The following is a 19,494-nucleotide window of genomic DNA, read 5'->3' on the forward strand; positions in this document are numbered from 1 at the left end:
GCTCGGGTGTTAATCCAGCGACCCCTGCGTGAAGAAATGCTTGCGGATCCGCTGCACCAGTTCGGTGAAGACGGGATCGGACATCGTCTCGAGCGAGCGCGGCCGCGGCATCGGCACGTCGTAGATCGCGGCGATGGCGCCGGGGCGCTCGGTCATCACCAGCACGCGGTCGGCGAGGAATACGGCTTCCGGGATCGAATGGGTGATCAGGAGCACGGTCTTGCCGGTCTCGCGCTGAATCCGCATCAGCTCGACATTCATCCGCTCGCGCGTCATGGCGTCGAGCGCGCCGAACGGCTCGTCCATCAGCATGATCTTGGGATCGTGCACCAGCGCGCGGCAGATCGAGGCCCGCTGCTGCATGCCGCCGGAGAGTTGCCAGGGCAGCTTCTTCTCAAAACCCTCGAGCCCGACCAGCTTCAGCAGATTCTTGGCGCGGGCGAGATATTTGTCGCGTGGCAGGCCCTTCATGTCGATCGGCAGCATCACGTTGGAGAGGATATTGCGCCAGGGCAGCAGCAGCGCGTTCTGGAAAACGATGCCGACATTGCCGTGCGGCTTCGTCACCGGCTCGCCGTCGACCAGCACCTCGCCTGATGTCGGCGGCAACAGGCCCGAGATCATCTTGAGCAGCGTGGACTTGCCGCAGCCGGACGGCCCGACCACGACAAAGAACTCGCCGTCATTGATGGTGAAGTCGAGCGACCGCAGCGACGGCACGTCGCCGTCGCGCGAGCGGTAGGTCTTCGATACGCCGGACAGCTTGATGCCCGGCGTCGCGCCGGCCGCGCGGTCCGACACCAGGCGCAGATGCGCGGCGGGCTGACTGACGTCGGCTGGTTTGGTTGCAGGGATCATCACAGCCCTCTCCACCCGTCGTCCCTGCGAAAGCAGGGACCCATACGCCGTGTCCTCTCATTCGGGCACACGGGGAGGGACCTTCCGCAACAACTAACGCCGGGGCTTTTGGGTCCCTGCTCCGTGCGCAACAGCGCTCTCGGCAGTGACGACAGTTGAGTGTGGCTCACGAATCCCCCTTCGGCAGATAGTCGTTGGTGTAGAACGCCTTCGGATTGGCTTTGGCCTTGGCGTCGAGGCCGCCATATTCGACCATCAGATTGACCGACTCGGTCATGTTCTGGTCGGTGACCTGGAACGGCCGCTTGGCCTTGGTTTCCGCCGTGCGATAGAGCGGGATCGTCAGCTCGAAGCCTTGCGTCAGCGTGTCGATCTTGCCGCCCTTCGGGTTGGCGTCGAGGATCGACTGCGCCGCCGCCTTCGGCTCCTTCTCCGCGGCTTCCACCGCCTTGGTGGTCGCCGACATGAAGCGGCGCACTAGGTCGGCATTGGCCTTCACATAATCGGAGTTCGCGATGATGCCGGACGACACCATGTTGATGCCGTAGTCGGCGAACTTGATCGGATAGACGTCCTTAGCCGTCGCGTCCTTGATCTTCATCGACTGGTCCATGACGTAGCCGAGCAGCAAATCCGCCTGGCCGTTGATCACGGCGTTGAGCTTGGTCTGGCCATCGCCGGCGACGGTCTGGAAGTCGCTTTCCTTGAGGCCGGTCTTCTTCAGGAACAGCGGCCAGATCTGCGTCATCGAGTCCGCCGGCGTGATCGCGACCGTCTTGCCCTTGATGTCTTCCGGCTTCCTGATGTTCTTGTCGACGAAGCCCATCGCCGACATCGGACTGGTCTGCAGCAGCACGCCGGTGGCAATCACTGGCGCGCCCTTCACCGCCGCACGCATCATCGTCGGCACGTCGACATAGCCGAAATCGGCGGTCTTGGCGGCCGCCGCCTGCGTGGTGGCAGCCGAGCCGCGGCCCTCCTGGATCTCGAGGTCGATGCCCTCGGCGGCATAGATGCCCTTGGCCTTGCCGTAATAGAACGGCGCGTGCTCGCCATAGACGTACCAGTTCAGCATCAGCACGACCTTGTCGGCCGCGGCGGCTGGCGCCACGGCAAGCGCGGTCCAGGCCAGTGCGGCGCCGGCGACCGCAATCAAACGCTTCATGGTTGTTCTCCCTTTATTGTACCGCGGTCCTTGTTGTGTGGGCCGTTTGTCCGGTTGCTACGCTAGGACGCGAAGCTGATGTCGTCGCGCTGGCTGACGTGCCAGGGGATCACCAGCCGCTCGATGCGGTCGACGACCCAGAACAGAATGACGCCGAGCAGCGCCAGGATCACCAGCGCGGCGAACATCGTCGGCAGGTCGAAAGTCCCGATCGAGCGCTGCATCACATAGCCGATGCCGGAATTGGACCCGACGAACTCGCCGACCACGGCGCCGACCACGGCGAGCGTCACCGAGACTTTCAGGCCGGAGAAGATCGCCGGCATCGCATGCGGCAGGTTGACCGCGCAGAACACCTTGAAGCGGCTGCCCTGCATCGCGCGCGCCAGGTCAACCATGTCGGGATCGACCGCCCTGAAGCCCTGCACCGCCGAGACCACCACGGGGAAGAAGCCGAGCAGGAACGCGGAGATCACCTTGGGGATGATGCCGAAGCCGAACCACACCACGAACAGCGGCGCGATCGCGATCTTCGGCACCGATTGGGAGAACACCAGCAGCGGATAGACGTAGCTCTCAACCGTCTTCGAGCCCGCGATCAGCATGGCGACGGGAATACCGAACAGCGCCGAGAGCAGGAAGCCGCAGATCGTCGCATAGGTGGTCGGCCAGGACTGCCGCAGCAGCTCCGGCCAGTCGCTCCACAGCACCGCGACGACGTCGCCGGGCGACGGGATCTGATAGGCCGGGATGTGGAACAGGTGGATCGAAAGGTCCCAGGCCACCACGATGACCACCAGGAACAGGAACGGACGCACCCACGCCGCATTCAGCACCTTCGACACGCCCGAAGGGCTCTTCGCCTCCGCCACGTCACGCTCCCTTGCAGTCCCTGTTGTTGGTCCAGAAATTAACCCGTTGGATAAATACTGTCCAGCCCCTCGCGCGCGACAAAATCGCGCCGAAGCACGCGACTTTCGTCAGGCGAGATTTTTATCGATGAGGGATGCGTAGCCCGGATGAAGCGGAGTGCAATCCGGGACCACATCATCCGCAGATGCTACTCCCCGGATTACGCTTCGCTTCATCCGGGCTACGCGGCCGCCGGACCTCACACCACCCGGTGTTCCGCCGTGCGCAGCACCGGCATCGCGCTACCGAACGCCGCGGTGGATTTGCCGGTCAGCGCCGCCAATACCAGCGCGGTCATGTGCTCGAGGCGCTCGTCGCGGGCGTCCTTCTTGAGCAGGTCGCGGCCGAAGATCACGCTCAGCGTGGCGCTGTTGGAGAGATAGAAGAATGCCAGCCCCGCAATCGAGATATAGAGCTGCACCGGATCGACCGCGTCGCGGAAATCGCCGCTCTCGACCCCGCGCGTCACCACGGTGCGGATCATCTCGACAAAGGGCGAATGCATCGACTTCACCTTGGTCGAGCGCTTCAGATGCTTTGCCTTGGCGAGGTTCTCCGTGTTCAGCAGTGCCAGGAACTCGGGGTTGCGCAGAAAATAGTTCCACGTGAAGTCGATCAGGCGCCCGATCGCCTCGGGCGGGTCGAGATGCTCGAGATCGAGCGTGCGCTCCTCGGCGCGGATCTTCTCGTAGGCGCCTTCCAGCACCTCGAGATAGAGATCCTCCTTGTTGCCGACATGGTAGTACAGCATGCGCTTGTTGGCGTCGGCATTGGCCGCGATGCGGTCGACCCGCGCGCCCGCGAGGCCATGGGCGGCGAATTCCTGCTTGGCCGCCTCGAGAATCCGCAGCCGCATCCCCTGGGGGTCGCGCTGCCATCTCTGTACTCGCTTTGCCTTCGCCAACTCGACCGCCCGGTGATGCTGAATAGATGAATGTAGCATGACGCGCGGCGTTTGAGAACGAATGTTGTCGTGACGGCCATGCGGGAATATTTCTCGCAGCGGCCCGCTTCGTCATTCCCCGGTGCGCAATTGCGCACCTGAGGGCGTGCCACCGGGTCGCGCGAACGCGCCCGATGACAGGCTCGGCACGAACCCGGAATCCATTCATCCACGGCATTCATCCACGGAACGTGTTGCCTGATGGATTCCGGGTTCTCGCTTCGCGAGCCCCGGAATGACGGAGGAAATGAGCACTCATTTGCCCGCCGCGCACGCTGCCGTGACGACGCGCGGATGAGACGCGGCCTAGTCTGGCTTTCCCTGCGAGGGCTGCACCAGGAGCGTCGGCACACCGCAGGTGCCGTTGCGCACCGTCATCACGCGCGTGCCGGGCTTGCGTCCGGTGCGAATCTCCGAGACGTCGACGCCGGCGGCAACCAGCCGCGCGCGCGTGGCATCGATCTCGGCGACGCGCCAGCAGATGCCGCGCAGCCGGTCCGGCGCCTCCGCCTTGCCGCTTTCCTTGGCCGGCCGGTGCGTGACCTCGACCACGAGGTCGCCGCAGCGGAAGAACATCAGCCGGCCCCACTCGGGATGCGAGCGGTCGAGCGCCATGTCGAGCCCGAGCCGCGCGCCATAGAGCGCGGCGGCGCGTTCCGGGTCGGCGGTCGAGACCACCACATGATCCATCGCGGTGATCGAGGCGGGCGTGGTGCGCACCGACAGCGGCCGCTCCTGCTCCCGCTCCAGGAAGAACATGCGCACGCCGCGCGTCGCATCGGTCGCCGCGCGCGTCCGCTTCCACGACAGCGTGGCGCCGCTGGTCTCGTCGCGGCTCTCGACCTCGGCGACGGGCTCGGGCTTCAGCGTCAGCCGCTCGAGCCTGCGGTGTGTCCTTACGATATCGCTGGTGCGGAAGCAGAGGCTCGCGAGCCCCTCGCCTTGCGTGACGAGCGCACTGCGGACGCGCTGGGCGGCCTCGTCATCGCCGCGCGGCGCCATCAATTCCAGCGTCGTGTTGTCGAGCGTGAACAGCACGCGATCGGCGCCGTCGCCGCTGTTGCGCCAGGCCGGCGCCCGCGCGAACAGCGTCTCGTAGGCGGCACTGGCGGCCGTGATGTCGCCGGTGAGGACGACGACGTGATCGAGACCGGTAATCATGGCGTCGGCCTCCCCGAATCTGCCGTCATTGCACTGCTCCTTGCGAATCCCGGAACCGCAGCCCGCCGCGGGCCGTTATGCCGCATACCAGAACGGGGTGGCACCTCCATCATCTCTACCTGTAAACCAAGCAGGGTTGCGAATAATTTCAGCGATATCGGCCGATCAGCGGTGCTAGTCTCACGTTCGGCCGGGACCACACCAAGCGACGACAGGAAGCGAATGCAGGCCCTCTTCATTGGACAGACCTATATCGACGTCACCTTCATCACGGATCACATGCCAGTTGGCGACGAGAAACACGTTGCGGACGCCTATGCCGTGTCGTTCGGCGGCAACGCGGTGACCGCGGCGTTCTGCTGCGCCAAGCTCGGTGTCGAGCCGGACCTGATCGCCACCATGGCCAATGACTGGCTGGGACGGATGTTCTGGGACATGGCCGACCGGTATGGAATCTCGTTCCATCCCCGCAAGGTCAACTCCTCCTCGTTGTCCTTCATCATGCCCAATGACGGCAAGCGCGCCATCGTCCGCTGCCGCGACGACCAGCACATCCACCCTTTTCCGCTGCTGAACATCAAGGGCTGCCGCGCGCTGCACATCGACGGCCACCAGCCGGACGCCGCGATCCATTATGCGAAGCTGTGCCGCGAGGACGGCATCATGACCTCACTCGACGGCGGCGGCCTGCGCACCAACACCCACGAACTGCTCGCATTCATCGACGTTGCGATCGTCGCCGAGCGGCTATGCGAGCAGATGGACAAGACGCCGGAGCAGATGCTCGACTATCTCAAGGGCCGCGGCTGCAAGGTCGGCGGCGTCACCATGGGTGAGCGCGGCCTGCTCTGGTACGACGAGGCGGGCACGGTGCAAACGCTGCCGGCGTTTCCGATCCCGCGCAAGCGGGTGATCGACACCAACGGCGCCGGCGACGTCTTCCACGGCGCCTACATCTATTCCTACCTCGCGAATCCCGGCAAAGCCTGGCATGAGCATTTCGAGTTCGCGCGCGCGGCGTCGACCTTCAAGATCCAGAAGCTCGGCAACGAGGCCGGCCTGCCGACGCTCGCCGACATCGCCGCGGTCAGGCAGGAGTTTGGCGCCATGGTCTGACAAGGGTAACTGGGCATGGGGCGCGTCTTCGTCGCCGGCAGCATCAACATGGACGTGGTGGCGACCGCCGAGCGCCATCCGAAGGTCGGCGAGACCGTGGCCGGCGAGGCCGTGCTGTATTTTCCCGGCGGCAAGGGCGCCAACCAGGCGGTGGCATCGGCAAAGCTTGGCACGCCGACCACGCTCATCGGTCGGATCGGCATGGACGCGTTTGGCAAGGAGCTGAGAGCATTCCTTGCCGCGCAAGGCGTCGATCTCTCCTTCGTCAAGACCACGGACGGCACGCATTCGGGCACCGCGATCATCACGCTTGCCTATGCCGACAACACCATCGTCGTCGTGCCGGGCGCCAACGGGCTGGTCGATGCCGATGATGTCGCAGCCCCTGTGCTTGCCAGGGGTGACGTCGCCGTCAGCCAGTTCGAGATCCCGCTGCCGACGATCGCGGCGTTCTTCGGCCGAGCCCGCGCCGCCGGCGCCACCACGATCCTCAACCCGGCGCCGGCGAAACGCGCCGACAAGGCATTGCTCGATCTGGTCGATGTCCTGATCCTCAACGAGACGGAGCTCGGCCTGCTGACCGGGCGCGAGCTCAAGGACGAAGACGGATACGAGACATTCATGGAGGCCGCGCGGTCACTGCAGGTCCGCGAGGATCAGATCATCTGCGTAACGCTGGGCAAACGCGGCATTGTGGCCCTCATCAATGGCAACATGCACGTCGATCAGGGGCGAGCCGTCAAAGCCGTCGATAGCACCGGCGCTGGAGACTGCTTTGTCGGAGCCGTCGCGGCGCTGCTCGCGGACGGACAGCCGATCCAGGCCGCGATGTCATACGCCAACATTGCTGCGTCGATCTGCGTCCAGCGAATGGGTGCCGCACCGTCCATGCCGACGGCTGAAGAGGTGAAGGCCGTTCTCTCCACACGTCGTCCCGGCGAAGGCCGGGACCCATAACCACCGGATACAGTTTGGGGCACGCGTGCGTGACTGCGTTCATCTCCGCCAACCACAGCCGCGGATTATGGGTCCCGGCTCCGTGCGCAATCGCGCACTCGGCCGGGACGACGCTTGCTTACATTTGCGCCAGCGCACTCTTTAAATCAAAACTCGCATCCGCCGCCTGCTCCGGCGTGATCGAACCGCCTGCGCCGAGCAGACGGCGGCCGAACATATGGTCACCCGCGCGATTGACCGACTCGATGCCGAGCAGTTTGTCACCGCGATAGCAGAACGCCGAGAACGCGCCCGCCCCGCGGTCGCCGCGCACCACGACGCGGTCGTAGCCGGTGGTGAGCCCCGCCATCTGCAGCTTGTCGGGGCCCTGGTCGCTCCAGAACCACGGCAGCCCGTCATAGACCTCGGACTTGCCGGTCAGCCGCGACGCCACGCAGCGCGCATGGTCGGTCGCGTTCTGCACCGACTCCAGCCGCAGCGATCCGCCAAAACGCTTGCTGGTGTAGAGCGCGCAATCGCCGATCGCTGACACATTCGGATCGGCGGTCAGAAGATGCTCGTCGACGATGATGCCGGATGCGACCGGCAGGCCGGCCTCCGCGGCAAGCTCGACGTTCGGCAGCACGCCGACGCCGACCACGACGAGATCGGCCGGGATGTGCGTCCCGTTGCTCAGGCTGACGCCGGTGACCTTGGCGCCATCGGCCTCGATCGCCGTGACCTGCACGCCGAGATGAATCCGGATGCCGGCCGCGCCATGCCGCGACTGCGAGAATTCGGAGATCTCCGCGGTCACTGCGCGCGCCATCACGCGCGAGGCGAGCTCGACCACGTCGACCTCGAGGCCCTTGGCCCGCGCTGTGGCGGCGAATTCGAGTCCGATGAAGCCTGCGCCGATCACCACGACGCGCATGCCAGGCGCGATCAGATCGCGCAGCGCCTGGCTCTCATCCAGGATGCGCAGGTAGCGGACTGCGTCGAGCTTGGCGTTGGGAATATCGAGCAGCCGGTTCCGCGCGCCGGTCGCGAACACCAGATGGCCGTAATCGAGCGACGCGCCGGACGCGAGCGCCACCTTCCGCGCATTGCGGTCGACCGCATGAGCGCGATCGGTGATCAGCTCGATCTTGTTGTCCTGGTAGAACTTGTCGGGCCGGAACATCAGGGTCTCGGGCCCGCCGGTCCCCTTCAGATAGGCCTTCGACAGCGGTGGCCGCTGATACGGCAGATGGCCTTCGTCATTGATCAGGGCTATGCGCTCAGAAAAGCCGGCCTGGCGCAGCGACGCCGCGAGCTGGAAGCCGGCATGTCCGGCCCCGACGATGATGACCGAGCCTGTCATCGGAACAACCCAAATACGCGCGAGCAGGAGTGACCCATGCCGTTTCCTCTTGTCGATGTTAGCTTGCTTGCCCCGTCTCCACAGCGCTCGTGTCTGCGTACCGAAGGCGCGGGCCATTTGGCCCCATGGCTCGCGCCGATGCAAGGGGGGTCCGGGGCGATTCTGGACCTAACAAACGCCGGTCCCCGACGCCGGGCCGGATTGCCACGGCTCCCGCCAGGGCCTTAAATGTCCGGAACTAACAAGCCCAAGGTCTTCAAAATGCCAGCACCCGTCTCTCCCAACGACCCCGCTCTGCTCCGCATCGACGGCGCCATCGCCACCATCACGCTGAACCGGCCGGCCGCGTTCAATGCGATCGACCTGACGATCGCCAAGAAGCTCGAACAGCTCAGCGCCGAGGTCGAGGCCAGCAAGGACGTTCGCGTGCTGGTCATCGAAGGCGAAGGCCGCGCCTTCTGCGCCGGCGGCGATCTGCAGACCATCGGTGCCGCCGCCGAAGCCAACAATGTCACCCCCGTGGTCAGCGAGATGCTGCATCACTACCACGCCTTCATCGAGACGGTGCGGCGGATGCCGAAGATCGTGCTGTCCAGCGTGCATGGTTCGGCGGCCGGCGCCGGCATGGGCCTCGCCTTCGTCACCGACCTGTGTATCGCCGCGGAGGATGCCCGCTTCACGCCGGCCTATGCCAAGATCGGCGTGTCGCCGGACGGCGGCAGCACGGTCGGCATCGTCGGCACGGTCGGCACCCGCCGCGCGCTGCAGATATTCCTGGCCGAGGACGGCTTCACGGCGCAGCAGGCCTATGAATGGGGACTGGTCGTCAAGACCGTCCCGGCGACGGAGTTGAAGGCGGCCACCCGACAGCTCGCCGAGCGCCTGGCAAAGAATCCGCCCGCCGCGATCGCGGCAACCAAATCACTGGTCTATCAGGCTGCCACCACGCCGACCAGGCAGCAGCTCGATGCCGAGGAACACAAGATCATCATCTCGATGCACACCGAGGATTTCCGCGTCGCCGTGAAGAAGTTCACCAGCAAGTCGAAATAGGGGTGGCTAATTCGGGCAGATGTATCCGGTGCCGCCGGGTGCCTTGAAGCAGCCGACCGATTCCGGGATCACCTGCTTGGGCAGCCACAGCACGACCTTCGGGAAATAGATCGTGAAGCAGATCGTGACCAGGAACACGACGTAGATCGGCAGCGCCGCTCGCAGCGCTTTTGCAAAGCTGATGCCGACGAATTTCGAGGCCATCAGCAGCACCAGCCCGTAGGGCGGCGTGATCAGGCCGAAGGCCAGCGTCGCGATCAGCACCACGCCCATATGCACGCCGTTGATGTCGCCGGCCTGGGTCAGCGCGTTGACCAGCGGCATGAAGATGATGATGGTCGGCACCGGCTCGATGAAGTCGCCGACCACGGTGAACAGCAGCACCATCAGGAGCATGATGAGGTGCGGATCGTTGCCGGCGATCGAGGTGATCCAGTCGGCGATGTAGATCGCGCCGCGCAGATAGGCCAGCATCCAGCCGAATGCATTCGCCGCCCCGATCGTGATCAGCGGTAGCGAGAATATCAGGCCGGCGAGACAAAAATCATACGGGATCTTCTTCAGGTGCCCGCGGTTCAGCGCCGGGATCACCACGAGGATGATGTAGGCGACCGCGACCACGCCGGCCTCGGTCGGCGTGAACCAGCCGGTCAGGATGCCGCCGAGCAGGATCACCGGGATCATCAGCGGCAGCGCGGCGTCGCCGGCGGCGAAAACGACCTGGCGCAGCGGCGCGCGCGGCTTGCGCAGGCCTGATGGACCGAAGAAATAGCAATAGATCATCAGCCCGAAGCCGATCATCAGGCCGGGCACCACGCCGGCCATGAACAGGCCGGCGATCGAAACGTTGCCGACCGCACCATAGACCACGGCCGTGATGCTCGGCGGCACCAGCGCCGCGATCGTCGAGGCCGAGGCGATGATCGCGGCGATGAAGGCCGGCTCGTAGCCTTCGCGCCGCATCGGCCCGCCGAGCGCCCGGCTCATGACCGCGACATCGGCGGTGGTCGAGCCCGACATCTCCGAGAAGAACATGCTGAAGACGACGACGACCTGCGACAGCCCGCCCCTGATATGCCCGACCAGCGAGACCGACAAATTGGCGATGCGGACCACGACATTCGCCGAGCTCATGAGCTCGCCGACCAGGAGGAAGAACGGGATCGCAAGCAGCGCCTCGGAATCGACGCCATCGAATATCTTCTGGATGATCGCTGCGAGCGATACATCCGACAGCGCCGCGCCGATGAACACGCCGGCCATCAGCGAGAACGGCACGGGCACTCCGAGATAACCGAAGAACAGGAAGCAGGACGACATCAGCACGAGCACGACCGGTGCGCTCACGGCTGCACTCCCGTGGTCGCGCCGGTGTTGATCACCGGAATCGCAAGCCCCTCGTCCGGCGGCTCCGGATGATCAAAGCCGTGGCGGATGCCGTTGACGAGCTGCTCGATCGTGAACAGGCCGATCAGGATGCCGGACAGTGGAATCACCGCATAGAGCGACGCGATCGGTGTGCCCGACGGCAGGCGGAAACTGCCGAAGCCGCGGAGGTAATTTTGATAGCCGTACCAGACGAGGCAGAAGGCAACGCCCAGCACCACCAGTCGGATGATAATCTCGACGACCAGCCGCGCCCTGCCGTGCATCGCCTCCGAGAGCGCGGTGAGATAGAGATGGTCGTTGCGCCTGGTCGCAACCGCGGCGCCGATGAAGATTGCGTAGATGAACAGCGTCGAGGTCACCTCCTGCAGCCACAGCCAGGGATGACCGATGGTGCGGGTGACGATGTCGGCGGTGACCGAGAGCGAGAAGCCGAAACACAACAGGCCGCACAGCATCATCAGGATCAGCTCGAGCCGATCCAGTGCCTGCCATTTCAGATGCCGCTGCCGTTGCAGCACCAGTCTGTCGGCCATGGCCATGGCTCAAACTCCGTCGTCCCGGCGACGGCCGGGACCCATAACCACCGGCCTGAGTTGTTTGCAAGGAAAGGTGGCCACCGGATTGCACCACTGAGAAGCCGCGGCGTATGGGTCCCGGCTTTCGCCGGGACGACATGAATTGCCCTTAGTTGACCGCGCGGATCAGGTTCTTGATCTTCTCCGCGTGCGGACCGAGTTCCTTGGCGAGCTTGTCGAGATAGGGATCGGCGATCGCGGTGAAACTCTTCTTGTCCACGTCCTCGACAACCTTGACGCCGAACGACTTCAGCTTGGTTAGCGCTGTGCGCTCCAACTCGAAGGCCTTCTGCGGCTCCTTGGCACTGACCTCGTTGGCGGCGGCCTGCACCCACTGCTTCTGCTCGGCGGACAGGCTCTGCCAGAGCTTATCGGAGACGAACAGCAGGGCGTTGTTGGCCTCGTGCTCGGTGATCGACAGCACCGGCGCGACCTCGTAGTGCTTGTTGACGAGATAGACGTTGATGCTGTTCTCGGCGGCGTCGACCACGCCGGTTTGCAGCGAGGTGTAGACGCTGCCGAACGGCATATGCACGGTCTGCGCGCCATAGGCCGGGAACATGGTGTCCTCGGTCGCGGTCGCCTGCACCCGGACCTTCATGCCCTTGAGGTCGCCGACGTTGTGGATTTCCCGCTTGCTGTAGATGTGGCGCACGCCTTGCGAGCCGGTGCCGATCACATGCAAGCCCTGCGTGGTCTCATCGATCATGGTCTTGATCGCGTCGAACACCTGCGGGTCCGCCAGCGCCTTGATCACATGGGCGTCGTTGCGGAACAGGAAATGCAGCGACATCACACCGGCCTGCGGCGAGATCGTCGCAGTGTTGGCGGAGGAGATGATCGCGAACTCGATATCGCCTGATTTGACGAGCTGCAGCAGTTGCGGCTCCTGGCCGAGTTGCGCGCCGGGATATTGATCGACGATCAACGTGCCCTTGCTCAATTCCTTGAGCTTTTCGGAAAAGAGATCGCCGGCAACCGAATAGCCGGTGTTGCGCGGCTGGTCGTAGGCGAAGCGGAAGTGCTTGACCTCCTGCGCGCCGGCGCTCGCGGGCAGCAGCAACGCTGCTGCGGTCATGGCGATCCCGACGATCCTGGCTGAATAGCCCATCGCGACGTTCCCCCTGTTTTTTAATTGACGCGATCATCCCACCAGTCCCGCGGGATTGTCAATAAAACAGAGGTAAACAGCTCGTCATAGGCGCCAACGAGCGCCGCGTCGTAGAAATTATCGACAATTTGGCTGCTACCCCGAACTTTGCGCGTCACTTTCCCTTGGCGCGCATGAAGTCGAAGTCGCAGCCCTCATCGGCCTGCAGGATGGTCTCGTTGAAGAGATGCGCATAGCCGCGCTTCGCCCAGTCAGGCGTACCGGCCGGTGCGAGTGCTGCGCGACGCTTCTGCAATTCGGCCTCGTCGACCAGCAGATCAATGCTTCGCTTGGCGACATCGAGCCGGATCATGTCGCCGTTCCGCACCAGGCCGAGCGGACCGCCGACGGCTGACTCCGGCGTGATGTGCAGCACGATGGTGCCGAACGCGGTGCCGCTCATCCGCGCATCGGAGATGCGGACCATGTCCTTCACGCCGGTGCGCGCGAGCTTCTTCGGGATCGGCAGGTAACCCGCCTCCGGCATACCCGGCGCGCCCTTCGGGCCAGCATTGCGCAGCACCAGCACATCGTCGGCGGTCACATCGAGCGCGGGGTCGTCGACCCGCAGCGTCATGTCCTCGACCGACTCGAACACCACGGCGCGGCCGGTGTGCTGGAGCAGCTTCGGGCTCGCCGCCGACTGCTTGATCACGGCACCGCGCGGCGCGAGATTGCCATGCAGGATCGCCATCGCGCCTTCGGACTTGATCGGATTAGCCCTGGGGCGGATCGCGTCCTGTCCGGGCACGTCCTCGGCGCTGGCGACGACGTCGCGCAGGGTCTGGCCGGTGATCGTCCTGGCATCGAGATCGATGAGGTCGCCGAGCTGCGCCATCAGCTTCGGCACGCCGCCGGCATGATGGAAATGCTCCATATAGTGGTCGCCTGACGGCTTGAGGTCGACCAGCACGGGCACCTCGCGACCGAGCCTGTCGAATGCCTCGAGGTCGATCTTGTGCGGCGAGCGGTTGGCGATGGCGGTCAGATGAATGAGCCCGTTGGTCGAGCCGCCGATCGCCTGCATGACGACCTGGGCGTTGCGGAACGACGACGGCGTCAGGATCTCGCTCGGCTTCGGCCCCTTGGTCTTCGCCATTTCGGCGGCGACGCGCCCGCTGGCCTCCGCGGAGCGGAAGCGTTCGGCATGCGGCGCCGGAATCGTGGCGCTCATCGGCAGCGACAGGCCAAGCGCCTCGGTGATGCAGGCCATCGTGGACGCCGTGCCCATCACCATGCAAGTGCCGACCGACGGTGCGAGACGGCCGTTCACCGCCTCGATCTCGGTGTCGTCGATCTCGCCGGCGCGATACTTGCCCCACAGCCGGCGACAATCGGTGCAGGCGCCGAGCACCTCGCCCTTGTGATGGCCGACCACCATCGGCCCGACCGGGATCACCACCGTCGGCAGATCGGCGCTGATGGCGGCCATGATCTGCGCCGGCAAAGTCTTGTCGCAACCGCCGATCACGACAACCGCATCCATCGGCTGGGCGCGGATCATCTCCTCGGTATCCATTGCCATCAGATTGCGCAGATACATCGAGGTCGGATGCGCAAAGCTCTCGGCGATCGAGATCGTCGGGAACACGAACGGCATCGCGCCCGACAGCATCACGCCGCGCTTCACCGCCTCAATGATCTGAGGCACGTTGCCGTGGCAGGGATTGTAGTCGCTGTAGGTGTTGGTGATGCCGACGATCGGGCGATTGAGCGCATCGTCGGAATAGCCCATCGCCTTGATGAAGGCCTTGCGCAGGAACAGCGAGAAGCCGGCGTCACCATAGCTGGTCAGTCCCTTGCGAAGTCCGTCGGCCATTTTCTTCTCTTCCGGTGGTTGGTCGGCCGCACTTAAGGAGCGACTGGAATTATTGTCAATATGAGATAATTCGGCAGGGAAGCACGGCAGGTCTGCGGCAAAATCGCCCCCATTATTGACAATAACCCTGACGCCATGCTGACCTCCGGCGTCGATCCGAAGCCGAGCGCGCATGACAGCCGAGCCCACATTGCCCGAACTCCAGGCCCCCTCGCGTGAGGAGGAGCAGGCGGAAGTGATCCGCCGGCTGGAGGAGGACATCATCTTCGGCCGCTTCGCGCCCGGCCTACGGCTGGTCGAGGATACTCTGATGCAGCGCTACGGCGCGAGCCGGCATTTCGTCCGCCAGGCGCTGTTCCAGCTCGAACGTCAGGGCATCGTGCTGCGCGAGAAGAATGTCGGCGCCACGGTGCGGTTCTATTCGGCGGAGGAAGTGCGGCAGATCTACGAGGTGCGCGAGATGCTGACGCGGCAGGCCGCGCTGATGATCGCCCTGCCCGCGCCGGACAGCCTGATCGACCAGTTGAGCGAGCTGCAACGGCACTACTGCATCAAGGCCGAGGCGCAGGACATGCGCGGCATTCACGAAACCAACGATGCGTTCCACCTCGCGCTGTTCTCTGCCTGCGGCAATCCCTATCTGGTCCGCTCGCTGCAGGACTACATGAACCTGACGCTGCCGATGCGCGCCAAGAACCTCGCCGACAGCGATGGCCTCGCGCTGTCGCGCCGCCAGCACGAGCTGATGATCGAGCTCTTGAAGGGCCGTGACAGCTGGGCGCTGGCCCAGCTCTGCGTCGATCACATGCAGTACAGCAAGGCGGATTACCTCGTCCGCATCTCCAACGACAAAAAGCCGCAATAGCGCGATACGCGGCCTCCTCGTGAAGGAGACGGCGATGCGCTATGTGGCTTTGTTGATGGGATCGCTCGCCGTGCAGCTTGCGCTCGGCGGTGTCAGTGCAGCGGCCGATCCGCGCGCCACCGAGCTCAGCTATGAGCCCTGGAGCAAGACCTGCCTGACCCAGGCGAGCTGCTTCGTCGCGGCCGCCGCGCGCGGCCAGTGCGCGCCGTCGGGCGGCACCATCAGCATCTCGCCGCAGAGCAGCACGCGCGCACTGCTCACCGCCAATGTCGGAACGCGGACCATGCTGGAAGGCACCATCAGCCTCAAGATCGATCAGGACGAACCGATGCAGATCGCCAGGACGCACTGCTACACGCTCGGCTGCGGCGGCACGCTGGAGGCCAACGGCGGGCTGATCGAACGGCTGAAGCACGCGCAAACGATCGTGGTGGAAGCGAAGAATCTGACGGGACAGAAGATCAGCCTCACCTTCCCGCTCGCGCATTTTTCCCAGACCTATGACGGGCCCGGAAGCGCACCCAAGGCATCCGGGCAAAGCTCGAATGAGCCGCAGCGCCAGCACACCGAGGCCGTGAAGCAGCTGCCGCAGTGCGACGACTGATCACTTCTTCCAGTCGATCACCCTCGTCCGGTCGCCATCGAACTCCATGCTGCAGAACGTGCCGCCCTGGTAATAGTCGCCGACGGGATCCGGCGGCAGCTTGGCCTGCTCGGCCATCGCATGCTCGCGAAAATCTTCGCCACGCCCGGTCGGGCGATAGCCGAGATCGTAGGCGCGGTGATTGTCCCACCACGAGCGCTCATTGTAGGACGCGCCGTACAACACCTCGAAATGGATGTCGGGATGTTCGAGCCCGATCCGGCAGAGCTGAACCAGATCTTCCGGCTTGAGCCAGATCGAGAGCCTGCGGTGATCGAGCGGCGCCTCACCGAAATTGCCGATCCGGATACAGGTCACCTTGATGCCGTGCTTGTCGGCATAGAGCGCGCCGACGCCCTCGCCGAACACCTTGCTGACACCATAACGACTGTCCGGCCGCGCGGTGACGTCGGTACCGATGCGGTGATGGCGCGGGTAGAAGCCGACCGCGTGATTGGATGAGGCGAAGATCACGCGCTTGACGCCCTGCTTGCGCGCAGCCTCGAACAGATTGTACCCACCGATGATGTTGGCCTGCAGGATCGCATCCCAGGAACCTTCGACCGAATAGCCGCCGAAATGCAGGATGCCGTCGACGCCCTCGCAGATCGCCTCGACCTCTGCGAGGTCGGCGAGATCCGCCGCCTTGAATTTCTCGTTGCTGCCGAGGTCGGAGGGCTTCTTGATGTCGCTCAGCAGGAGGTCCGGATAGATCGGCGGCAGCAGTTTGCGCAGGCTGGTGCCGATTCCACCCGATGCGCCGGTCATCAATATGCGTGGCATGCCGTCCCTCGTCTTTCCTGTTTGCTGCAGCCGAATTGCGGTCGCAGGCCGACAATGATAGCAAACCATGCGCTCAAGGAAACACCATCGAAACACAACAACGAGAACAGCAAATGTCCGATGTTCATTCCGCCGGCTGGCGTCCCGCGACCTGTTATCCCGATCCCGCGATCCACGCGCTCGATCCGCGCTTCGAGAAATACTGGCTAAAACTCTCCGCCGTTGAGCGCATCGCCACCGGCCTGCGCTGGGCCGAAGGTCCGGTGTGGTTCGGCGACGGGCGCTATCTGTTGTGCAGCGACATCCCGAACCAGCGCATCCTCAAATGGGAGGAAGAGACCGGCGCGGTCAGCATCTTCCGCAAGCCGTCGAACTTCGCCAACGGCAACACCCGCGACCGCCAGGGCCGGCTGATCACCTGCGAGCATGGCGGCCGCCGCGTGGTGCGCACCGAATATGACGGATCGATTACGGTGCTGATCGATTCCTTCGGCGGCAAGCGGCTGAACTCGCCGAACGACGTCGTGGTGAAATCAGACGGCGCGATCTGGTTCACCGATCCGATCTTCGGCCTGCTCGGCAATTACGAGGGCTACAAGGCCGATCCCGAGATCGAGCCCAACGTCTACCGGCTCGATCCCGAAACCGGCAAGGCCAGCATCGTCGCCGAGGGCGTGCTCGGCCCGAACGGGCTGTGCTTCTCGCCGGACGAGAAGATCCTCTACGTCGTGGAATCCCGCGGCGAGCCGAACCGCAAGATCCTGGCCTACGATGTCTCCGCAGACGGCAAGACGATCTCCAACAAGCGCGTGTTCATCGATGCCGGCCCGGGCACGCCCGACGGCATGCGCTGCGACATCGACGGCAATCTGTGGTGCGGCTGGGGCATGGGCGATCCCGAGCTCGACGGCGTCGTCGTGTTCGCGCCCGACGGCGTCATGATCGGCCGCATCGCGCTGCCGGAGCGCTGCGCCAATCTCTGCTTCGGCGGCGTGAAGCGCAACCGTCTGTTCATGGCGGCGAGCCAGTCGATCTATGCGCTCTACGTCAACACCCAAGGCGCGCTCGGCGGGTAAGTCTCTTCGTCGTCCCGGCCGAGTGCGCAATTGCGCACGGGGGCCGGGACGACGATGAAAACTTCTACCTTCCGTAACGTCTGACGCCGGAGCAGTTGCCTGCCCCGGCGCCAGAAATCGTGTCTCTAGTACTTCAGCTTACGCGGCGTTGTAGCCGGCGACCGCCTTGGCCTCGAGATATTCTTCCAGGCCGTAGCGGCCCCACTCGCGGCCGTTGCCGGACTGCTTGTAGCCACCGAACGGCGCGGTGCGCTCGTTCGGCACGCCCTGCAGGTTGACGTTGCCGGCGCGGATCTGGCGGCCGACGCGGCGCGCGGTCTCCACGGTGTCGCCGTAAACATAGCCAGCGAGACCGTACGGCGTGTCGTTGGCGATCTTGACGGCTTCGGCTTCGTCCTTGGCGCCGAGGATGGTCAGCACCGGTCCGAAGATTTCCTCGCGGGCGATCGTCATGTCGTTGGTGACGTCGGCGAAGATCGTCGGACGGACATAGAAGCCCTTGTTGACGCCCTCGGGCAGGCCCGGACCACCAGCGACGAGCGTTGCGCCCTCGTCGATGCCCTTCTGGATCAGCGCCTGGATCTTGTCCCACTGGCCGCGGTTGACCACCGGACCGATCGTGGTGCCGTCGGCACGCGGATCACCGGCCTTGGTCTTGTCGGCGACGCCCTTCGCGATCGCGGCCACTTCCTTCATCTTGGAGAGCGGCACGATCATGCGCGACGGCGCGTTGCAGGACTGGCCGGAGTTGTTGAACATGTGCATCACGCCGCCGGTCACTGCCTTGGCGAGGTCCGCACCCTCGAGGATCACGTTCGGCGACTTGCCGCCGAGTTCCTGGCTGACGCGCTTCACGGTCGGCGCCGCGCGCTTGGCGACGTCGACGCCGGCACGGGTCGAGCCGGTGAACGAGATCATGTCGATGTCCGGATGCTCGCTCATCGCGGCACCCACCTCCGGGCCGAGGCCATTGAGCAGGTTGAACACGCCTTTCGGCACGCCGGCTTCATGGAGGATTTCCGCGAAGATCAGCGCCGAGGTCGGGGTGAACTCCGACGGCTTCAGGATCATGGTGCAGCCGGCAGCGAGCGCGGGTGCCACCTTGCAGGCGATCTGGTTGAGCGGCCAGTTCCACGGGGTGATCATGCCGACGACGCCGACCGGCTCGCGCACGATCACGGCGGTGCCCATGGTCTCCTCGAACTCGTACTTCTTGAGCACTTCGAGGGTATTCATGAGGTGGCCAAGGCCGGCGCCGGCCTGCAGCTTCTCGGCCATCGGCAGCGGCGCGCCCATCTCGTCGGAGACGGCGGCGCCGATCTCCTTCATGCGGCCCTTGTAGACCTCCACGACCTTGGTGAGCAGCGCGATACGCTCCTCGCGGCTGGTCTTGGAATAGGTCTCGAAGGCGCGCTTGGCGGCGGCGACTGCCTTGTCGACATCGGCCTTGGAGCCGAGCGCAATCTCATACATCGCTTCTTCGGTCGCCGGATTGACGACCGGGGTGGACTTGCCTTTGACGACGGGATCGACCCAGGCGCCGTCGATGTAGAATTGCATGCGATTGACCATCGGAAACCTCTTGTAGGGGGCGTATGGATAAGGGGAACGGAAAGCGTTCGGCAGGCATCCTTGCACGAAAGCAGTGCGAATTGAACCCGCCATATGCGGGGCGCGGCTCGTGCGC

The 19,494-nt window shown here is 64.6% G+C and carries 18 protein-coding genes; 6 read left to right on the forward strand and 12 right to left on the reverse strand.

The features are described 5' to 3' along the window. Positions 1 to 9 precede the first annotated feature (9 nt). The 5 genes from XH92_RS31605 to XH92_RS31625 form a co-directional block, all read right to left on the reverse strand. Positions 10 to 858: an ABC transporter ATP-binding protein gene (locus XH92_RS31605; protein WP_194455624.1), complete on the reverse strand. Its 849-nt coding sequence runs from the start codon at positions 856 to 858 to the stop codon at positions 10 to 12. 166 nt (positions 859 to 1,024) lie between these two features. Next, positions 1,025 to 2,023, reverse strand: coding sequence for an ABC transporter substrate-binding protein (locus XH92_RS31610; RefSeq protein WP_194455625.1), 999 nt, complete (start codon positions 2,021 to 2,023; stop codon positions 1,025 to 1,027). Positions 2,024 to 2,085: 62 nt separating this feature from the next. Further along, positions 2,086 to 2,895 (reverse strand): ABC transporter permease, encoded by an 810-nt coding sequence (locus XH92_RS31615; RefSeq protein ID WP_194455626.1) that lies wholly within the window; start codon positions 2,893 to 2,895, stop codon positions 2,086 to 2,088. A gap of 239 nt (positions 2,896 to 3,134) precedes the next feature. After that, positions 3,135 to 3,791 carry a TetR/AcrR family transcriptional regulator gene (locus XH92_RS31620; RefSeq protein ID WP_246787763.1) on the reverse strand — a complete coding sequence of 219 codons (657 nt, stop codon included), beginning with the start codon at positions 3,789 to 3,791 and terminating at the stop codon, positions 3,135 to 3,137. 393 nt (positions 3,792 to 4,184) lie between these two features. Next, a complete protein-coding gene (locus XH92_RS31625) occupies positions 4,185 to 5,039 on the reverse strand; it encodes a VOC family protein (protein WP_194455628.1) in 855 nt (284 codons plus the stop codon). A 222-nt stretch (positions 5,040 to 5,261) separates the two neighbouring features. Between XH92_RS31625 and XH92_RS31630 the strand changes: the two genes are divergently transcribed. Both XH92_RS31630 and XH92_RS31635 read left to right on the forward strand, forming a co-directional pair. Continuing rightward, positions 5,262 to 6,155, forward strand: a complete 894-nt coding sequence (locus XH92_RS31630; RefSeq protein WP_194455629.1) for a sugar kinase — start codon at positions 5,262 to 5,264, stop codon at positions 6,153 to 6,155. A 15-nt stretch (positions 6,156 to 6,170) separates the two neighbouring features. Continuing rightward, on the forward strand, positions 6,171 to 7,112 hold the full coding sequence (locus XH92_RS31635) for a ribokinase (protein ID WP_194455630.1): 942 nt from the start codon (positions 6,171 to 6,173) through the stop codon (positions 7,110 to 7,112). Positions 7,113 to 7,230: 118 nt separating this feature from the next. Here XH92_RS31635 and XH92_RS31640 read toward each other — a convergent pair whose 3' ends face one another. After that, the gene (locus XH92_RS31640) at positions 7,231 to 8,454 is read right to left on the reverse strand and encodes an NAD(P)/FAD-dependent oxidoreductase (protein WP_194455631.1); all 1,224 of its coding nucleotides are present in this window, start codon (positions 8,452 to 8,454) and stop codon (positions 7,231 to 7,233) included. A 261-nt stretch (positions 8,455 to 8,715) separates the two neighbouring features. On the opposite strand from XH92_RS31640, the gene XH92_RS31645 reads away from it, so the two are divergent. Then, a complete protein-coding gene (locus XH92_RS31645) occupies positions 8,716 to 9,507 on the forward strand; it encodes an enoyl-CoA hydratase/isomerase family protein (RefSeq protein WP_194455632.1) in 792 nt (263 codons plus the stop codon). Positions 9,508 to 9,513: 6 nt separating this feature from the next. On the opposite strand, the gene XH92_RS31650 is transcribed toward XH92_RS31645, so the two are convergent. The 4 genes from XH92_RS31650 to XH92_RS31665 all read right to left on the reverse strand — a co-directional run bounded on the left by XH92_RS31650 (position 9,514) and on the right by XH92_RS31665 (position 14,440). Further along, positions 9,514 to 10,854: a TRAP transporter large permease gene (locus XH92_RS31650; protein WP_194455633.1), complete on the reverse strand. Its 1,341-nt coding sequence runs from the start codon at positions 10,852 to 10,854 to the stop codon at positions 9,514 to 9,516. Further along, on the reverse strand, positions 10,851 to 11,435 hold the full coding sequence (locus tag XH92_RS31655; protein WP_194455634.1) for a TRAP transporter small permease: 585 nt from the start codon (positions 11,433 to 11,435) through the stop codon (positions 10,851 to 10,853). The genes XH92_RS31650 and XH92_RS31655 overlap by 4 nt, the downstream gene beginning before the upstream one ends. A 145-nt stretch (positions 11,436 to 11,580) precedes the next feature. Further along, positions 11,581 to 12,582 carry a TRAP transporter substrate-binding protein gene (locus XH92_RS31660; protein WP_194455635.1) on the reverse strand — a complete coding sequence of 334 codons (1,002 nt, stop codon included), beginning with the start codon at positions 12,580 to 12,582 and terminating at the stop codon, positions 11,581 to 11,583. A gap of 154 nt (positions 12,583 to 12,736) precedes the next feature. Beyond that, positions 12,737 to 14,440, reverse strand: a complete 1,704-nt coding sequence (locus XH92_RS31665; protein WP_194455636.1) for an IlvD/Edd family dehydratase — start codon at positions 14,438 to 14,440, stop codon at positions 12,737 to 12,739. A 172-nt stretch (positions 14,441 to 14,612) separates the two neighbouring features. On the opposite strand from XH92_RS31665, the gene XH92_RS31670 reads away from it, so the two are divergent. Continuing rightward, positions 14,613 to 15,305, forward strand: coding sequence for a GntR family transcriptional regulator (locus XH92_RS31670; RefSeq protein ID WP_194455637.1), 693 nt, complete (start codon positions 14,613 to 14,615; stop codon positions 15,303 to 15,305). Positions 15,306 to 15,339: 34 nt separating this feature from the next. Then, positions 15,340 to 15,909: an invasion associated locus B family protein gene (locus XH92_RS31675; protein ID WP_194455638.1), complete on the forward strand. Its 570-nt coding sequence runs from the start codon at positions 15,340 to 15,342 to the stop codon at positions 15,907 to 15,909. Here the strand turns inward: XH92_RS31675 and XH92_RS31680 are convergent, their stop codons facing one another. Continuing rightward, positions 15,910 to 16,731, reverse strand: a complete 822-nt coding sequence (locus XH92_RS31680) for an NAD(P)-dependent oxidoreductase (RefSeq protein ID WP_194455639.1) — start codon at positions 16,729 to 16,731, stop codon at positions 15,910 to 15,912. It abuts the gene before it with no gap. Positions 16,732 to 16,844: 113 nt separating this feature from the next. Here XH92_RS31680 and XH92_RS31685 point away from each other — a divergent pair, with 113 nt between their 5' ends. Further along, complete coding sequence (locus XH92_RS31685) at positions 16,845 to 17,807, forward strand: SMP-30/gluconolactonase/LRE family protein (protein ID WP_194455640.1); 963 nt, start codon at positions 16,845 to 16,847, stop codon at positions 17,805 to 17,807. Between the two features lie 138 nt (positions 17,808 to 17,945). Here XH92_RS31685 and XH92_RS31690 read toward each other — a convergent pair whose 3' ends face one another. Then, complete coding sequence (locus tag XH92_RS31690; protein WP_194455641.1) at positions 17,946 to 19,379, reverse strand: aldehyde dehydrogenase family protein; 1,434 nt, start codon at positions 19,377 to 19,379, stop codon at positions 17,946 to 17,948. Positions 19,380 to 19,494 lie beyond the last annotated feature (115 nt).

This window comes from Bradyrhizobium sp. CCBAU 53421, from assembly GCF_015291625.1.
GTDB lineage: Bacteria > Pseudomonadota > Alphaproteobacteria > Rhizobiales > Xanthobacteraceae > Bradyrhizobium.

Coding starts and splice junctions, on each gene's coding strand:
- XH92_RS31655 (WP_194455634.1), bottom strand. CDS start 11,435: ATGGCCATGGCCGACAGACTGGTGCTGCAACGGCAGCGGCATCTGAAA.
- XH92_RS31630 (WP_194455629.1), top strand. CDS start 5,262: ATGCAGGCCCTCTTCATTGGACAGACCTATATCGACGTCACCTTCATC.
- XH92_RS31660 (WP_194455635.1), bottom strand. CDS start 12,582: ATGGGCTATTCAGCCAGGATCGTCGGGATCGCCATGACCGCAGCAGCG.
- XH92_RS31680 (WP_194455639.1), bottom strand. CDS start 16,731: ATGCCACGCATATTGATGACCGGCGCATCGGGTGGAATCGGCACCAGC.
- XH92_RS31645 (WP_194455632.1), top strand. CDS start 8,716: ATGCCAGCACCCGTCTCTCCCAACGACCCCGCTCTGCTCCGCATCGAC.
- XH92_RS31670 (WP_194455637.1), top strand. CDS start 14,613: ATGACAGCCGAGCCCACATTGCCCGAACTCCAGGCCCCCTCGCGTGAG.
- XH92_RS31690 (WP_194455641.1), bottom strand. CDS start 19,379: ATGGTCAATCGCATGCAATTCTACATCGACGGCGCCTGGGTCGATCCC.
- XH92_RS31625 (WP_194455628.1), bottom strand. CDS start 5,039: ATGATTACCGGTCTCGATCACGTCGTCGTCCTCACCGGCGACATCACG.
- XH92_RS31675 (WP_194455638.1), top strand. CDS start 15,340: ATGCGCTATGTGGCTTTGTTGATGGGATCGCTCGCCGTGCAGCTTGCG.
- XH92_RS31635 (WP_194455630.1), top strand. CDS start 6,171: ATGGGGCGCGTCTTCGTCGCCGGCAGCATCAACATGGACGTGGTGGCG.
- XH92_RS31620 (WP_246787763.1), bottom strand. CDS start 3,791: ATGCGGCTGCGGATTCTCGAGGCGGCCAAGCAGGAATTCGCCGCCCAT.
- XH92_RS31610 (WP_194455625.1), bottom strand. CDS start 2,023: ATGAAGCGTTTGATTGCGGTCGCCGGCGCCGCACTGGCCTGGACCGCG.
- XH92_RS31665 (WP_194455636.1), bottom strand. CDS start 14,440: ATGGCCGACGGACTTCGCAAGGGACTGACCAGCTATGGTGACGCCGGC.
- XH92_RS31605 (WP_194455624.1), bottom strand. CDS start 858: ATGATCCCTGCAACCAAACCAGCCGACGTCAGTCAGCCCGCCGCGCAT.
- XH92_RS31640 (WP_194455631.1), bottom strand. CDS start 8,454: ATGACAGGCTCGGTCATCATCGTCGGGGCCGGACATGCCGGCTTCCAG.
- XH92_RS31685 (WP_194455640.1), top strand. CDS start 16,845: ATGTCCGATGTTCATTCCGCCGGCTGGCGTCCCGCGACCTGTTATCCC.